15 protein-coding genes are annotated in these 14,994 nt (G+C 71.2%); 8 read left to right on the top strand and 7 right to left on the bottom strand.

Annotated elements, in window-relative coordinates; all coding sequences use genetic code 11:
- Nucleotides 1-51: 51 nt before the first annotated feature.
- Nucleotides 52-1,590, bottom strand: coding sequence for a S8 family peptidase (locus OHS17_RS07190; RefSeq protein ID WP_330311489.1), 1,539 nt, complete (start codon nt 1,588-1,590; stop codon nt 52-54).
- A gap of 290 nt (nt 1,591-1,880) precedes the next feature.
- On the opposite strand from OHS17_RS07190, the gene OHS17_RS07185 reads away from it, so the two are divergent.
- The 3 genes from OHS17_RS07185 (at nt 1,881) to moaA (ending at nt 5,031) form a co-directional block, all read left to right on the top strand.
- Nucleotides 1,881-2,246, top strand: a complete 366-nt coding sequence (locus OHS17_RS07185; RefSeq protein WP_161208957.1) for a DUF485 domain-containing protein — start codon at nt 1,881-1,883, stop codon at nt 2,244-2,246.
- A complete protein-coding gene (locus OHS17_RS07180; protein WP_164629751.1) occupies nt 2,243-3,880 on the top strand; it encodes a solute symporter family protein in 1,638 nt (545 codons plus the stop codon). Before OHS17_RS07185 ends, OHS17_RS07180 begins: the two co-directional genes overlap by 4 nt.
- Before the next feature lie 161 nt (nt 3,881-4,041).
- Nucleotides 4,042-5,031: a GTP 3',8-cyclase MoaA gene (moaA, locus tag OHS17_RS07175; protein WP_330311488.1), complete on the top strand. Its 990-nt coding sequence runs from the start codon at nt 4,042-4,044 to the stop codon at nt 5,029-5,031.
- A gap of 10 nt (nt 5,032-5,041) precedes the next feature.
- Here the strand turns inward: moaA and OHS17_RS07170 are convergent, their stop codons facing one another.
- A complete protein-coding gene (locus tag OHS17_RS07170; RefSeq protein ID WP_018104718.1) occupies nt 5,042-5,281 on the bottom strand; it encodes a hypothetical protein in 240 nt (79 codons plus the stop codon).
- A gap of 209 nt (nt 5,282-5,490) precedes the next feature.
- Nucleotides 5,491-5,859, bottom strand: a complete 369-nt coding sequence (locus tag OHS17_RS07165) for a DUF3099 domain-containing protein (RefSeq protein WP_073864772.1) — start codon at nt 5,857-5,859, stop codon at nt 5,491-5,493.
- Between the two features lie 198 nt (nt 5,860-6,057).
- Between OHS17_RS07165 and OHS17_RS07160 the strand changes: the two genes are divergently transcribed.
- Nucleotides 6,058-6,333: a GlsB/YeaQ/YmgE family stress response membrane protein gene (locus OHS17_RS07160; RefSeq protein WP_018104720.1), complete on the top strand. Its 276-nt coding sequence runs from the start codon at nt 6,058-6,060 to the stop codon at nt 6,331-6,333.
- An 84-nt stretch (nt 6,334-6,417) separates the two neighbouring features.
- On the opposite strand, the gene tyrS is transcribed toward OHS17_RS07160, so the two are convergent.
- Genes tyrS through OHS17_RS07145 form a run of 3 tightly spaced genes read right to left on the bottom strand, consistent with a single transcriptional unit; the run spans nt 6,418 to nt 10,651 of the window.
- Entirely contained in the window at nt 6,418-7,686 is a 1,269-nt protein-coding gene (gene tyrS / locus OHS17_RS07155; protein ID WP_330311487.1) for a tyrosine--tRNA ligase, read from the bottom strand.
- A gap of 50 nt (nt 7,687-7,736) precedes the next feature.
- Nucleotides 7,737-9,131, bottom strand: a complete 1,395-nt coding sequence (locus OHS17_RS07150; protein WP_330311486.1) for a metallopeptidase TldD-related protein — start codon at nt 9,129-9,131, stop codon at nt 7,737-7,739.
- On the bottom strand, nt 9,128-10,651 hold the full coding sequence (locus OHS17_RS07145; RefSeq protein ID WP_330311485.1) for a TldD/PmbA family protein: 1,524 nt from the start codon (nt 10,649-10,651) through the stop codon (nt 9,128-9,130). The genes OHS17_RS07150 and OHS17_RS07145 overlap by 4 nt, the downstream gene beginning before the upstream one ends.
- 222 nt (nt 10,652-10,873) lie before the next feature.
- On the opposite strand from OHS17_RS07145, the gene fabG reads away from it, so the two are divergent.
- The 3 genes from fabG to OHS17_RS07130 all read left to right on the top strand — a co-directional run bounded on the left by fabG (nt 10,874) and on the right by OHS17_RS07130 (nt 12,919).
- A complete protein-coding gene (fabG, locus tag OHS17_RS07140) occupies nt 10,874-11,593 on the top strand; it encodes a 3-oxoacyl-[acyl-carrier-protein] reductase (RefSeq protein ID WP_018104724.1) in 720 nt (239 codons plus the stop codon).
- 5 nt (nt 11,594-11,598) lie between these two features.
- Nucleotides 11,599-12,366 (top strand): enoyl-ACP reductase FabI, encoded by a 768-nt coding sequence (gene fabI, locus OHS17_RS07135; RefSeq protein ID WP_330311484.1) that lies wholly within the window; start codon nt 11,599-11,601, stop codon nt 12,364-12,366.
- Nucleotides 12,367-12,538: 172 nt separating this feature from the next.
- Nucleotides 12,539-12,919, top strand: a complete 381-nt coding sequence (locus tag OHS17_RS07130) for a hypothetical protein (RefSeq protein ID WP_330311483.1) — start codon at nt 12,539-12,541, stop codon at nt 12,917-12,919.
- On the opposite strand, the gene OHS17_RS07125 is transcribed toward OHS17_RS07130, so the two are convergent.
- Nucleotides 12,916-13,590 (bottom strand): FadR/GntR family transcriptional regulator, encoded by a 675-nt coding sequence (locus OHS17_RS07125; protein WP_018104727.1) that lies wholly within the window; start codon nt 13,588-13,590, stop codon nt 12,916-12,918. The two genes, OHS17_RS07130 and OHS17_RS07125, sit on opposite strands and share 4 nt — an antisense overlap.
- A gap of 100 nt (nt 13,591-13,690) precedes the next feature.
- On the opposite strand from OHS17_RS07125, the gene OHS17_RS07120 reads away from it, so the two are divergent.
- Nucleotides 13,691-14,980, top strand: coding sequence for a CynX/NimT family MFS transporter (locus OHS17_RS07120; RefSeq protein ID WP_330311482.1), 1,290 nt, complete (start codon nt 13,691-13,693; stop codon nt 14,978-14,980).
- Nucleotides 14,981-14,994: the final 14 nt, after the last annotated feature.

Below are 14,994 nucleotides of genomic sequence, written 5' to 3'. Positions count from 1 at the left end.
CGTGATCCGGCGGTCCGGGGGCCATGACGCAGCGACCCCCGGACCCCGGGCTCACCAGCGCACGGCATCCAGCGCGTCGACCACACCGGCCCCGTAGAAGCCGTTGCGGTTCTTGCCGCCCTCGCAGACCGCGTCGGCCGTGCCGTCACCGTCGATGTCGTACGGCTCGTCGCACGCCTTCGCGTCCGCCTCCAGCGTCAGCAGCGCCTTGACCGCGGCGGGCGGGGCGTACGGGTGCTTCGACTTGATCAGGGCCACGACGCCGGCGACGTGCGGGGACGCCATCGACGTACCGGCCTTGTAGCCGTACTTGCCGCCCGGCAGCGTCGAGAGGATGAGGCCGCTCGTCGCCGGGGGCTCGGGGGTCTGGTAGATGGTCGAGTCCCCGCCGGGCGCGGCCACGTCGATGACCCCGTTCCCGTAGTTCGAGTACGACGCCTTCAGGCCCTTCGCGCCCGTCGCCGAGACCGTGACGACACCCGGGAGCATCGTCGGGATGTCCAGGCACTGGCGCGGGTCGACGGTCCGGCCGCCCGGGGTGGAGTCGTTCGGGCTGCCCGTGTCCTCGATGGAGTCCGCCGCCAGGTCCTCGGCGGAGTTCCCGGCGGCCGCGACGTTGACCGCGCCCTTCAGCTCGGCGTACCGGGTGGCCCGGTACACGGCCTCGACCAGGGCTCCCTGGTCCGGGTCGTTCTTGCAGTTGTACATCCACGGGTCGGTGTAATAGCTGTTGTTGGTGACGTCCACCCCGTGCTCGGCCGCCCAGACGAAGCCGCAGACGACGGCCTCGGTGTAGAAGAAGCCGTCCGGGTTGCCGACCTTGATGCCGGAGACCTTCACGCCCGGGGCCACGCCCGTCACGCCGATGCCGTTCTTCGCCGCCGCGATGGTGCCGGCGACATGGGTGCCGTGGTCGCTCTCACCGGTCTTCGGGCGCCAGGCGCCGTCCGTGGTGTCCGGGGCGCCCGACACGCAGTTCGCGGAGGCCGCGCGGTCGAAGTTGGGCGCCAGGTCCGGGTGGGTGTCGTCCACGCCGGTGTCGATGACCGCGACGGTCACCCGGGAGCTGCCCAGCGACTTCTGGTGGGCCTTGTCCGCCTTGATGGCCGGCAGGTCCCACTGCAGGGGCTCCATCGGGTCCTGGTCCGCCGTCGCCCTGGCCGCCGCGGCCTTCTCCTGCGCGGCCGTCAGGGGCTGCTCGACGCCGATGTCCTTGGTGGCCTGGGGCACGATCGGGTTGGTGCGCGTGGCGCCCGCCGACTGGACGCCCCTGACCTTGCGGACGGTCTTCGCGAAGTCCGGGTTCTTCGAGTGGACGACGATGACCCCGATCCGGTCGTAGGCGATCACCACCGTGCCGCCGGCCCGTTCTATCGCCTTGCGCACCTGCTTGACGGTGCCCGGACCGCCCTGGGTGTTGACCACGTACGACAGTTCCGGTCCGTCCGCCGGCACCGCCGCCGCGGGGGCACCGTGCCCCGCCGGGGCGGCGGAGGCGACCCCCGCCGGCAGGAAGCCGAGCGAGGCGGTGAGGGCCAATCCGACGGGCAGCGTCAGTGCGCGCGTCCGTCCGGATACCAGATGAGCCATGGGGTCTCCACTTCATCCGTGTCAGCCGACCGGACACGGGGCGTGTCCAGTCGCGTACATGACCAGTGAAGCTAGCGCTGATCATCCCGGCACATCAATCGATTCGCGCGAACACGTACACATCGGAGCACCCGAAGGGGTGACGGGGAGAAGCCGCGAACCGAAGTGAACCGCTTCGCCGCGCGTTGCGTGCCGTTGTCAGGGGAAGCGCACCACCACCCCCCCCGAACACGAGGTCCCCAGTGCAACCGAACGTCCCCACCACCGCACCCGCGTCGCGAGGAGAATCCGTGGCTACCGATGCACCGCCGCCCGAGGGCAGTACGGAGAAGAGCCCTGCCCAGCCCACGACCGAGGCGTTCCTCGCGGAGCAGGACAGCGCGGAGTTCGGCGAACTGCGCCGCTCCTACCGCTCGTTCGCCTTCCCGCTGACCATCGCCTTCGTCCTCTGGTACCTGCTGTACGTGCTGCTCTCCAACTACGCGGGCGGCTTCATGGGCACCAAGGTGTTCAGCAACATCAACGTGGCCTTCGTCTTCGGCCTCGCCCAGTTCCTCACCACCTTCCTCATCGCCTGGTTCTACTCGCGGCACGCCAACGCGAAGCTGGACCCGAAGGCCGAGGCCATCAAGGACCGCATGGAGGCCGACGCATGAGCGCCGCGTACCACTCCCAGCACGCCGTCACCCTCGCCGCGTCCGCCACCGAACACCGGCCGCTGATCATCACCCTGTTCGCGGTCTTCGTCGCCGCCACCCTGGGCATCACCGTCTGGGCCGGCCGCCAGACCCGCAGCGCCTCCGACTTCTACGCGGGCGGGCGGCAGTTCACCGCCTTCCAGAACGGACTCGCGGTCTCCGGCGACTACATGTCCGCCGCGTCCTTCCTCGGTATCGCCGGCGCCATCGCCCTCTTCGGCTACGACGGCTTCCTCTACTCCATCGGCTTCCTCGTCGCCTGGCTGGTGGCGCTCCTGCTCGTCGCCGAACCCCTGCGCAACTCGGGCCGTTACACCATGGGCGACGTCCTCGCCTACCGGATGCGCCAGCGCCCGGTGCGCACCGCGGCGGGCGTCTCCACCATCGTCGTGTCGATCTTCTACCTGCTGGCACAGATGGCGGGAGCGGGCGTTCTGGTCTCGCTGCTCCTCGGCATCACCAGCGACGCAGGAAAGATCCTCATCGTTGCGCTGGTCGGCGTACTGATGATCGTCTACGTCACCATCGGCGGCATGAAGGGCACCACCTGGGTGCAGATGGTCAAGGCCGTGCTGCTCATCGCCGGCGCCATCCTGATGACCCTCATGGTGCTGTGGAAGTTCGACTTCAACGTCTCCGACCTGCTGGGCACCGCCGCCGAGAAGAGCGGCCACGGCTCCGCGTTCCTGGAGCCCGGCCTGAAGTACGGCGCCACCGGCACCTCGAAGCTCGACTTCCTCTCCCTCGGCATCGCCCTCGTCCTGGGCACCGCCGGCCTGCCGCACATCCTGATCCGCTTCTACACGGTGCCGACCGCCAAGGCCGCCCGTAAGTCCGTCAACTGGGCCATCGGCATCATCGGCGCGTTCTACCTGATGACGATCGCCCTCGGATTCGGCGCCGCCGCGCTCATCGGCCCGGACGAGATCAAGGCGAAGAACCCGGCGGGCAACGCGGCCGCCCCGCAGCTCGCCGAATACCTCGGCGGGGTCGGCACCACGGGCGGCGCCGTCCTGCTCGCCGTCATCTCCGCCGTCGCCTTCGCCACCATCCTCGCCGTCGTCGCCGGACTGACCCTCGCCTCCTCCTCGTCCTTCGCCCACGACATCTACGCCAACGTCATCCGCAAGGGGAAGGCCACCGAGAAGGAGGAGATGAAGGCCGCCCGCTGGGCCACCGTCTTCATCGGCGCCGCCGCGATCGTCCTGGGCGCCTTCGCCCGCGACATGAACGTCGCCGGGCTCGTCGCCCTCGCCTTCGCCGTCGCCGCCTCCGCCAACCTGCCGACGCTCCTCTACAGCCTCTTCTGGAAGCGCTTCACCACCCAGGGCGCGCTGTGGTCGATCTACGGCGGCCTGGCCTCCTCCGTGATCCTCGTGCTCTTCTCGCCGGTCGTCTCCGGCAACGACAAGACCTCGATGTTCAAGGGCGTCGACTTCGCCTGGTTCCCGCTGGAGAACCCCGGCCTGATCTCCATCCCGCTCGGCTTCCTGCTCGGCTGGATCGGCTCGCTCCTGTCCAAGGAGGAGCCGGACAAGGGCAAGTACGCCGAGCTGGAGGTCAAGTCCCTCACCGGCATCGGAGCCCACTGACCACGCCCTGGTCAGGCCCGTACGAGGCCGCGTCGTAGGGTCCTACGACGCGGCCTCGCCGCACCTCGTGCCAAACGGGCCCCTCCGCCTCCGCCGCTCTCGCGTAGGCTCGAAAGAGTCAGCTACCGCGACCGGGAAGTCACCGGGGGAGGGGGCCCACCATGCTCATCGACACCTACGGACGGGTCGCCACCGACCTGCGCGTCTCGCTCACCGACCGGTGCAACCTGCGCTGCACGTACTGCATGCCCGAGGAGGGTCTGCAGTGGCTGGGCAAGCCCGACCTGCTCACCGACGACGAGATCGTCCGGTTGGTCCGCATCGCCGTCACCACGCTCGGGGTCACCGAGGTCCGCTTCACCGGCGGCGAACCGCTGCTGCGCCCCGGCCTCGTCTCCATCGTCCAGCGCTGCGCCGAGCTGGACCCCCGCCCGAGGATGTCCCTCACCACCAACGGCATCGGGCTGAAGCGGACCGCCGCCGCCCTGAAGGACGCCGGTCTCGACCGGGTCAACGTCTCGCTCGACACCCTGCGGCCCGAGGTGTTCAAGACCCTCACCCGCCGCGACCGCCACCACGACGTGCTGGCCGGTCTGGAGGCCGCCCACGAGGCCGGGCTCACCCCCGTCAAGGTCAACACCGTCCTGATGCCGGGGCTCAACGACGACGAGGCCCCCGACCTGCTCGCCTGGGCCGTCGAGCACGGCTACGAGCTCCGCTTCATCGAGCAGATGCCGCTGGACGCCCAGCACGGCTGGAAGCGCGACGGCATGATCACCGCGGGCGACATCCTCGACTCGCTGCGCACCCGCTTCGACCTCACCTCCGAGGACGACGGCGAGCGCGGCTCCGCCCCCGCCGAGCGCTGGACCGTCGACGGCGGACCGCACCGGGTCGGCGTCATCGCCTCCGTCACCCGCCCCTTCTGCCGGGCCTGCGACCGCACCCGGCTCACCGCCGACGGGCAGGTCCGCACCTGCCTGTTCGCCCGCGAGGAGACCGATCTGCGCGCGGCGCTGCGGTCGGACGCGCCCGACGAGGAGATCGTCCGCATCTGGAAGCAGGCGATGTGGGGCAAGAAGGCGGGGTCCGGCCTCGACGACCCGAGCTTCCTCCAGCCCGACCGCCCCATGTCCGCGATCGGCGGCTGACCCCGCCCGCTCACGGGGCCGCGGGCCGCGACTCCCACTCCGCCAGCGTCACCACGTCCTTGAGGAACCCCCGCACCCCGAGGAACGAGGACAGGTGCTCCCGGTGCTCCTCACAGGCCAGCCACGTCTTGCGGCGCTCCGGCGTGTGCAGCTTCGGGTTGTTCCACGCCAGCACCCAGACGGCATCGGCCCGGCAGCCCTTGGCCGAACAGACGGGGGCGGGATTCTCGGCGGATTCGGGGGAGTTCACGGACTCAACCCTAGAACGCGTCCCCCGAGGCGAGAAAAACGGGGGAAAAGGCGACGCCGGGCAGCCACGGGGGGAGCTGCCCGGCGTCGGTCCGTCGCTCCGACGGGGGATGCGGAGCGCCTACAAAGTATGTCACGCACACCCTGCCGCGGTGCACCGGAACTTCATGATTGATCTGAGCTTTTCTTGAGCTTGGGCCCGTCCTGGGATCAGTCGTGCTCCGGCCCATCCGGTGACCGGAAACCGCGTCCGGACTGCGGTGAGGGCACGGCCGTACCGGCGTCGAGCGCCGGGTACGACTGGGGCGGCAGGACGAACGTGGACGGCAGCGCGGGGCTCGTCTCGCGGCCCGCGTTGGCGATGACGACGGCCACGTACGGCAGCAGCACCCCGAGGCCGAGCGCCACGAACGCGATGTGCCGCTCCACGTTCCACAGGAGCGCGGCGGCCACCACCGACACGGTGCGCACGGACATCGAGATCACATAGCGGCGCTGTCTGCCGCGCACGTCGTCGGCGAGCCCCTGCCGGGCACCCGTGATCCGGAAGACCTCCGCACCACCCTGTTTGCGCACCACGTCCCCACCAACCTTCCCCGGACCCGGACCGGCCGCTCCTACGCTACGCCCGGCCCGCACCGCGTACGAGACCGGGGCACGCCATTTGCGTACATACCGGCGCTCGTCCGCACGGACCCGCCCGACGTGCGGCGGGACGCCCCAGCACCGAGACTGGGCGGGACATGCGCGACACGGCGTCGCACAAGGAGGCAGCACATGGGCTGGTTGTGGGCAATCATCGTGGGCCTGGTGCTCGGACTGATCGCCAAGGCGATCCTGCCGGGCAAGCAGCAGATCCCCCTCTGGCTGACGGTCATCTGCGGCATGATCGGCAGCATCCTCGGAAATGCTGTCGCCACGTGGATCGGCGTCAACGACACCAAGGGCATCGACTGGACGCGCCATGTGCTCCAGCTCATCGGCGCGGTGGTGATCGTCGGTGTCGGCGACATGCTGTACGCCTCGCTGCGGGGCAACAGACAGCGCACCTGAATCCCCTCCGGGACTCCCGGAACGGACGAAGCGGCCGGACACGCGTGACGTGTCCGGCCGCTTCTCCGTCGGTACGGGTACGGCTCAGCCGGCCGTGACCTCGATTGCCGCCAGGTTCTTCTTGCCCCGGCGCAGCACCAGCCAGCGCCCGTGCAGCAGCTCCTCGCGGGCCGGGGCGGCCTCGCCGTCGACGGCCTTCACGTTGTTCACGTACGCGCCGCCCTCCTTGACCGTGCGCCGCGCCCCCGACTTGCTCGGCGCCAGACCGGCCTCCACCAGCAGGTCCACCAGCGGGCCCAGCTCGGTGACCCGGGCGTGCGGCACCTCGGACAGGGCGGCGCCCAGCGTCGCCTCGTCCAGCTCGCCGAGGTCGCCCTGGCCGAACAGGGCCTTCGACGCGGCGACGACCGCCGCGCACTGGTCCGCCCCGTGCACGAGCGTCGTCAGCTCCTCGGCCAGCGCGCGCTGCGCCGTCCGGGCCTGCGGGCGCTCCTCCGTGACCTTCTCCAGCTCCTCGAGCTCGGCCGGGGTCCGGAAGCTGAGGATGCGCATGTAGCGCGAGATGTCCCGGTCGTCCACGTTCAGCCAGAACTGGTAGAACGCGTACGGCGTCGTCATCCCGGCGTCGAGCCAGACGGCCCCGCCCTCGGACTTGCCGAACTTGGTGCCGTCCGCCTTCGTCATCAGCGGCGTCGCCAGCGCGTGCACCTCGGCGCCCGGCTCCAGGCGGTGGATCAGGTCCAGGCCGGCCGTGAGGTTGCCCCACTGGTCGCTGCCGCCCTGCTGGAGGGTGCAGCCGTAGCGGCGGTACAGCTCCAGGAAGTCCATGCTCTGGAGCAGTTGGTAGCTGAACTCGGTGTAGCTGATGCCCTCGTCGGACTCCAGCCGGCGGGCGATGGACTCCTTGGTCAGCATCTTGTTGACCCGGAAGTGCTTGCCGATGTCCCGCAGGAACTCGATCGCGGACATGCCCGCGGTCCAGTCCAGGTTGTTCACCATGACCGCGGCGTTCTCGCCCTCGAAGGACAGGAACGGCTCGATCTGCGCCCGCAGCCGGGCCACCCACTGGGCGACGGTCTCCGGGTCGTTCAGCGTGCGCTCGGCGGTCGGCCGGGGGTCACCGATCTGGCCGGTGGCCCCGCCCACCAGGGCGAGCGGCCGCAGCCCGGCCTGCTGGAGCCGGCGCATGGTGAGCACCTGCACCAGGTGGCCGACGTGCAGGCTGGCCGCGGTCGGGTCGTAGCCGCAATAGAACGTGACGGGACCGTCCGCGAGAGCCTTGCGCAATGCGTCCTCGTCGGTGGACTGGGCGAACAGCCCGCGCCACTTCAGCTCGTCGACGATGTCCGTCACGGTTCCTGTGCTCCTTACGGCAGTGAGTTGTACGGGTCAGTCTAGGCCGGTCACACGCCCCGGCTGACCGAGCTCATGTTGAAGTCCGGGATGCGCAGCGCGGGCATCGCGGCCCGGGTGAACCAGTCGCCCCACTCGCGCGGCAGCGTCTTCTCGGTGCGGCCCGCCTCGGTGGCGCGGGACAGCAGGTCGACCGGGGACTCGTTGAACCGGAAGTTGTTCACCTCGCCCACCACCTCGCCGTCCTCCACCAGATAGACCCCGTCCCGGGTCAGCCCGGTCAGCAGCAGCGTGGCCGGGTCCACCTCGCGGATGTACCAGAGGCAGGTCAGCAGCAGCGCCCGGCCGGTCGTCGCGGCGACCATCTCCTCCAGCGACCGTTCGCCCCCGCCCTCCAGGAGGAGGTTGTCGATCGCCGGGGCGAGCGGCTGCTTCGTCAGCGCCGCGGTGTGCCGGGTCGTCGTCAGCCGCTCCAGGCGGCCGTCGGCGACCCAGTCCGTCCGGGCCAGCGGCAGCCCGTTGTCGAAGACCGAGCCGCCGTCCCCGGAGGAGTGGGCGATGACGAAGGGCGCCGACTCCAGGCCCGGCGCGTGCGGGTCGCTGCGCAGGGTCAGCGGCAGCGGGGACAGCGTCTCGCCGAGCCGGGTACCGCCGCCCGGCTTGGAGAACACCGTCCGGCCCTCCGTCGCGTCCCGCGCCGTGGACGACCAGAGCTGGTAGATCAGCAGGTCGGCGACCGCGGTCGGCGGCAGCAGCGTCTCGTACCGCCCGGCGGGCAGCTCGATCCGGCGCTCCGCCCAGCCGAGCCGCCGCGCCAGCTCCGCGTCCATCTCGGCCGGGTCGACGTCCTTGAAGTCCCGCGTGGAGCGGCCCGCCCAGGCGGAACGGGTGCGGTCGGGCGACTTCGCGTTCAGCTCCAGCGTGCCGTTCGGCTGGTCGTGGCGCAGCCGCAGCCCCGTGGAGGTGCCCAGGTAGGTGGAGGTCATCTGGTGGTGGGCGAAGCCGTACAGCTCGCGCCCCCCGGCCCGGGCCCGGGCGAAGGCGTCCCCGAGGGCCGGCGCGAACGCGGCGAACACCTCGGAGTCCGTCTCGGCGGGCGCGTCCGTGAAGTCGGACGACGCGGGCACCCCGGTGACCAGCGGCTGGGCGTCCTCGGCCGGTCCCGCGGAGCGCGCGGCGGCCTCGGCGGCCCGGACCAGCTGCTCCAGGTCGTCCGTGGTGACGGCGGCCCGGGACACCACTCCGGAGGCGGTGCCCTCGGCGCCGTCGACCGTGGCGACGACGGTCAGGGTCCGGCCCCGGGTGACTCCGTTGGTGGTCAGCGCGTTGCCGGCCCAGCGGAGATTGGCCGACGACTCCTCGTCCGCGATGACCACACAGCCGTCGGCGGTGGACAGGTCGAGCGCCCGCTCGACGATCTCGTACGGCTTGCTGACGCGGCTCATCGCCCGGCCTCCTGCGTCGTGTTCAGAATGTTCACGCCCCGGAACAGGGCCGACGGGCAGCCGTGCGAGACCGCCGCGACCTGGCCCGGCTGGGCCTTGCCGCAGTTGAAGGCGCCGCCCAGTACGTACGTCTGCGGGCCGCCGACCTTCTCCATCGAGCCCCAGAAGTCCGTCGTCGTCGCCTGGTACGCGACATCGCGCAGCTGTCCGGCCAGCCTGCCGTTCTCGATCCGGAAGAACCGCTGCCCGGTGAACTGGAAGTTGTACCGCTGCATGTCGATGGACCACGACCGGTCGCCGACCACGTAGATCCCGCGCTCAACCCCGCCGATCAGGTCCTCCGTGGAGAGCCCGCCCGGATCCGGCCGCAACGACACGTTCGCCATGCGCTGTACGGGGACGTGGCCGGGGGAGTCCGCGTAGGCGCACCCGTTGGACCGGCCCAGGCCCGTCAGCTTCGCGATGCGGCGGTCCGTCTGGTAGCCCACCAGCGTCCCGTCCTTCACCAGGTCCCAGGACTGCGCCTCGACGCCCTCGTCGTCGTAGCCGATCGTCGCGAGCCCGTGCTCGGCGGTGCGGTCGCCCGTCACATTCATCACGGGCGAGCCGTACGCCAGCTTCCCCAGCTGGTCGAACGTGGCGAACGACGTTCCCGCGTAGGCCGCCTCGTAGCCCAGCGCCCGGTCCAGCTCCGTGGCGTGGCCGATCGACTCGTGGATCGTCAGCCACAGGTTGGACGGGTCCACGACCAGGTCGTACGTCCCCGCCTCCACGCTCGGCGCCCGCATCTTCTCGGCCAGCAGCCCGGGGATGCGCTCCAGCTCACCGGCCCAGTCCCAGCCGGTCCCGGTCAGGTACTCCCAGCCGCGCCCCACCGGCGGCGCGATGGTGCGCATCGAGTCGAACTCGCCGGTCGCCGAGTCCACCGCCACGGCCGTGAACTCCGGGTGCAACCGGACCCGCTGCTGCGTGGTGACCGTGCCCGCCGTGTCCGCGTAGAACTTGTTCTCGTGCACGGCCATCAGCGAGGCGTCCACATGCGCGACGCCCTCGGCCGCCAGCAGCCGCGCGCTCCACTCGGCGAGCAGCCCGGCCTTCTCCCCGGCCGGTACGTCGAAGGGGTCGACCTCGTACGCCGACACCCAGGTCCGTTCCCCGTGCGAGGGCTCGTCCGCCAGCTCCACCCTCTCGTCGGAACCCGCCACCGCGATCACCTTCGCCGACAGCTTCGCCATCGCGACGGCCTGCGAGGCGACCCGCGCCGCCGCGTCCATCGTCAGATCGACGCCCGAGGCGAACCCCCAGGCCCCGCCGTGCACGACGCGGACCGCGTAACCGAGGTCGGTGGTGTCGGAGCCCCCGGCGGGCCGGGCGTCCCGCAGCCGCCAGGTGGCACTGCGCACCCGCTCGAACCGGAAGTCGGCGTGCGCCGCCCCGAGCGCCCGCGCCCGGGCGAGCGCCGCGTCGGCGAGAGCCCGTAGCGGAAGCGCCAGGAACGACTGATCTACCTCATGGGGCACGGGCGGCCTCTCCTTCGCGGTCACATACCCTCGGATCGTTTACGAGGCAGTGAAGCACGGCCCACGTCCCGTCACGGACGATTTCCCCGGGCCGGCCCGGACCTCGGACTGTAGGAACCCGACAGTGCCCGGCCAAAGGCGCTGTCAGGGGCCGATTCTCCGCCGCGCGGACGGTACCGATAGGTTTCCGAGGTACCAGACCGCTAACGAAAGGGTGATCCGTTGAGCCGCTCGGTTCTCGTCACCGGAGGAAACCGGGGCATCGGCCTCGCCATCGCCCGCGCTTTCGCCGACAACGGCGACAAGGTCGCGATCACCTATCGTTCCGGCGAGCCGCCCGCCGAGCTCACCGAAGCCGGTGTTCTCGCGGTCCGTTGCGACATCACGGACCCCGAGCAGGTGGAGCAGGGCTACAAGGAGATCGAGGAGAAGCACGGCAACGTGGAGGTGCTGGTCGCCAACGCCGGTATCACCAAGGACCAGTTGCTGATGCGTATGTCCGAGGAGGACTTCACGTCCGTCCTCGACACCAACCTCACCGGCACCTTCCGTGTCGTCAAGCGCGCCAACCGCGGCATGCTGCGCGCCAAGAAGGGCCGCGTCGTCCTGATCTCCTCGGTCGTCGGCCTCCTCGGCTCGGCCGGCCAGGCCAACTACGCCGCCTCCAAGGCCGGTCTGGTCGGATTCGCCCGGTCCCTGGCGCGCGAGCTCGGCTCGCGGAACATCACTTTCAACGTCGTCGCGCCCGGCTTCGTGGACACCGACATGACGCAGGTGCTCACCGAGGAGCAGCGCAAGGGCATCGTGGCCCAGGTGCCGCTCGCGCGTTACGCGCAGCCCGAGGAGATCGCCGCCGCGGTGCGCTTCCTCGCCTCCGACGACGCGTCGTACATCACTGGAGCCGTCATCCCCGTTGACGGCGGATTGGGCATGGGTCACTGATCACCATGAGCGGAATTCTCGACGGCAAGCGCATCCTCATCACGGGTGTGCTGATGGAGTCGTCCATCGCGTTCCACGCCGCCAAGGTGGCGCAGGAGCAGGGCGCGGAGGTCATCCTGACCGCGTTCCCGCGGCCCACCCTGACCGAGCGCATCGCCAAGAAGCTCCCCAAGCCCGCCAAGGTCATCGAGCTGGACGTGACCAACCAGGAGCACCTGGACCGCCTCGCCGGCCTGGTCCGCGACGAGCTGGGCTCGCTGGACGGCGTCGTGCACTCCATCGGCTTCGCGCCGCAGGACGCGCTCGGCGGCAACTTCCTCAACACCCCGTTCGAGTCGGTCTCCACGGCGATGCACGTCTCGGCGTTCTCGCTGAAGTCGCTCGCCATGGCGTGCAAGCCGCTGATGAGCGAGGGCGGCTCGATCGTCGGCCTCACCTTCGACGCGCAGTTCGCCTGGCCGCAGTACGACTGGATGGGCCCGGCCAAGGCCGCCCTGGAGGCCACCTCCCGCTACCTGGCCCGCGACCTGGGCCCGGACGGCATCCGCTGCAACCTGATCTCGGCCGGACCGATCGGCTCCATGGCCGCCAAGTCCATCCCGGGCTTCGGTGAGCTCGCCGACGTGTGGAACACCCGCGCGCCGCTGGCCTGGGACATGAAGGACCCGGAGCCGGCCGGCCGCGGCATCGTCGCGCTGCTCTCGGACTTCTTCCCGCGGACCACCGGCGAGATCATCCACGTCGACAGCGGCGTGCACATGATGGGCGCCTGACCTCCCGGTCCCGTACGTTCCGACCGCGCACCGCCCCCGGAGTCCCCGGAGGCGGTGCGCGGCCGTTTCCGCTGTGCGTACGCCCTTGCCGCGCTCAGGTCGAAAAGCCGGACGATCCACCGCAGAATGTGGAGGAACCGGACTTCCGGCCAGGTGTGGGGAGGAGATCGCTGTGCGACGCGCACCTCACCGAACCCGTTCCCTGCTGGCCTCCGGCGCGGTCGTCGCCGCGCTGCTCGTCCCGGCCGGCCTGTACGCCGCCGGGCACGTCGGAGCCGCCGGTGCGGCCGCGCCGCCCGCGCCCAGCCCCGAGCCCGCCGGCTCCGAATGCCGTACGTCCGTCGAGGGCTCCCGGGTCGTCGCCTACTGCCACAACCCGTACCCCTCGGCCGACCGCGTCCAGCTGCACACCGAGTGCGCCCGCTGGTGGGACGTGGACGCGGACTCCAAGCCGGTGACGGTCGGACCGGGGCGCACGGTGCGCCTCGCCGACCGCTGCTGGAAGGAAGTCGCCTCCGCCTGGGTCACCCACAGTGCGGCGCCCAGGGCCTAGACCCGGTCAGCCAGGCAGGTCAGCGCGTGGCTCGCGGCCTCCGTCGCCGCCGTCTCCGCGTCGCCCGCCCGGATCGCCTCGACCAGGCGGCTGTGGTCCATGTGGTTCTCCGGCCGCAGTTCCTGGCCGACGTCGCCGCGCAGGTAGTCCCGCAGCAGGTCGCCCAGGTCCGCGTAGAGCCCCGTCAGCACGTCGTTGTGGGAAGCGGCCACCACGGCCAGGTGCAGCGTCGCGTCGGCGGCCACGAACGCCTCGGCGTCCCCGGCGGCCCAGGTCTCCTCGCGCCGCCGCATCAGCGCGTCCAGCTGCTTCAGGTCCCGGTCGGTGCGCCGGACCGCCGCCAGGCGCGCCGCCGAGGACTCCAGGGTCGACCGGAGCTCCGCGATGTGCCGCGGGTCCGCCGAGGCGAACCGGCGGTGCATCACCCCGGCCAGCTCGCTGGTGGCGACCACATAGGTGCCCGAGCCCTGCCGGATGTCCAGCAGCCCGTTGTGCGCGAGCGCCCGGACCGCCTCACGGACCGTGTTGCGGGCCACCCCCAGCTGCTCGACCAGCTCGGGTTCGGTCGGGATGCGGGAACCCACCGGCCACTCGCCCGTGGTGATCTGGTTCCTCAGCTGGGCAATCACCTGGTCGGCGAGAGCCGAACGCCTCGGGGACGTCAGCGCCATGGTGCTCCTCGGTCGCAACTGCTCATGGGCCCGATCTTCTCAGGGCCCGGTGGGCGGACGGAATGGACAATCAATCATCCCATGATTCTATGATGGCCCCATGCGTGACGAAGAGACGACTCCCCAGACCGCGACCGGGACCCTGAACCCCGGCGCCCCGGCAGCCACCCGCGCCGACGCCCCCGCCCCGCGGACCGGCCCCTCGCCGTGGACGCTGCGCCTGGTCGCCATCGGGCTCGTCCTCACCGCGCTCAACCTCCGCCCCGCCATCACCAGCCTCGGCGCCCTCCTCGAAGAGGTCCGGGACGGGCTGCACATGAGCGGCAGCGTCGCCGGGGTCCTCACCTCCGTACCCCCGCTCTGCTTCGCGGTCTTCGGTGTCATGGCGCCACGCCTCGCCCGCCGCTTCGGCCCCGGTGCGGTGGTCTGCGCGGGCATGGTCGCCATCACGGCGGGCCTGGTGATCCGGCCCCTGATCGGCGGCACCGCGGGCTTCCTGGCCGCCAGCGCCCTGGCCCTCATGGGCATCGCTGTCAGCAACGTCCTGATGCCGGTGATCGTCAAGCGCTGGTTCCCCGACCGCGTCGGCTCCATGACCGGGCTCTACTCCATGGCCCTGGCCCTCGGCACCTCGCTCGCCGCCGCCGTGACCGTGCCCCTGACCGACGCGCTGGGCGGCAGCTGGAAGGCCGGACTCGGCATCTGGGCCGTGCTGGCCGCCGCCGCGATCCTGCCCTGGATCCCGCTGCTGCGGGCCCGGGCCACCGCCCACGAGCCCGTCCCGGCCGCCGCGCGGCCCGAGGCCCCGGAGCTCCGGATCACCCGCAGCCGGACCGCCTGGGCTCTCGCCTGCTTCTTCGGCCTCCAGGCCACCGCCGCGTACATCACCATGGGCTGGATGCCCCAGATCTTCCGGGACGCCGGGGTCTCCGCCGGCACCGCGGGCGTCCTGCTCGCGGTCACCATGGCCATGGGTGTCCCGCTCGCCTTCGTGATCCCGCGCGTCGCCGCCCGGATGCGCGCCCAGGGCCCGATCGTCGTCTTCCTCGGCGCCTGCGGCCTCACCGGCTACGCGGGCCTCTACCTGGCCCCCTCCGGTGGAGCCTGGGCCTGGGCGCTGCTCCTGGGCATCTCGAACTGCGCGTTCCCGCTCGCCCTCACGATGATCGGGATGCGGGCCCGCAGCGGCGCCGGAGTGGTCCGGCTGTCCGCGTTCGCCCAGTCCACCGGCTACCTGATCTCGATCCCCGGACCGCTCCTGGTCGGCGTGCTCTACCAGCACAGCGGCGGCTGGGGCGTGCCGATCGCGCTGATGGCCGCCCTGATGGTGCCGCAGATGGTCGTGGGCGTCCTGGCCGGGCGTGACCGGACGATCGAGGACGAATCCTGAGATGCGAGACTGGG

It is taken from the genome of Streptomyces sp. NBC_00523 (assembly GCF_036346615.1).
GTDB lineage: Bacteria > Actinomycetota > Actinomycetes > Streptomycetales > Streptomycetaceae > Streptomyces.
This window is presented reverse-complemented; position numbering and strand designations above follow the sequence as displayed.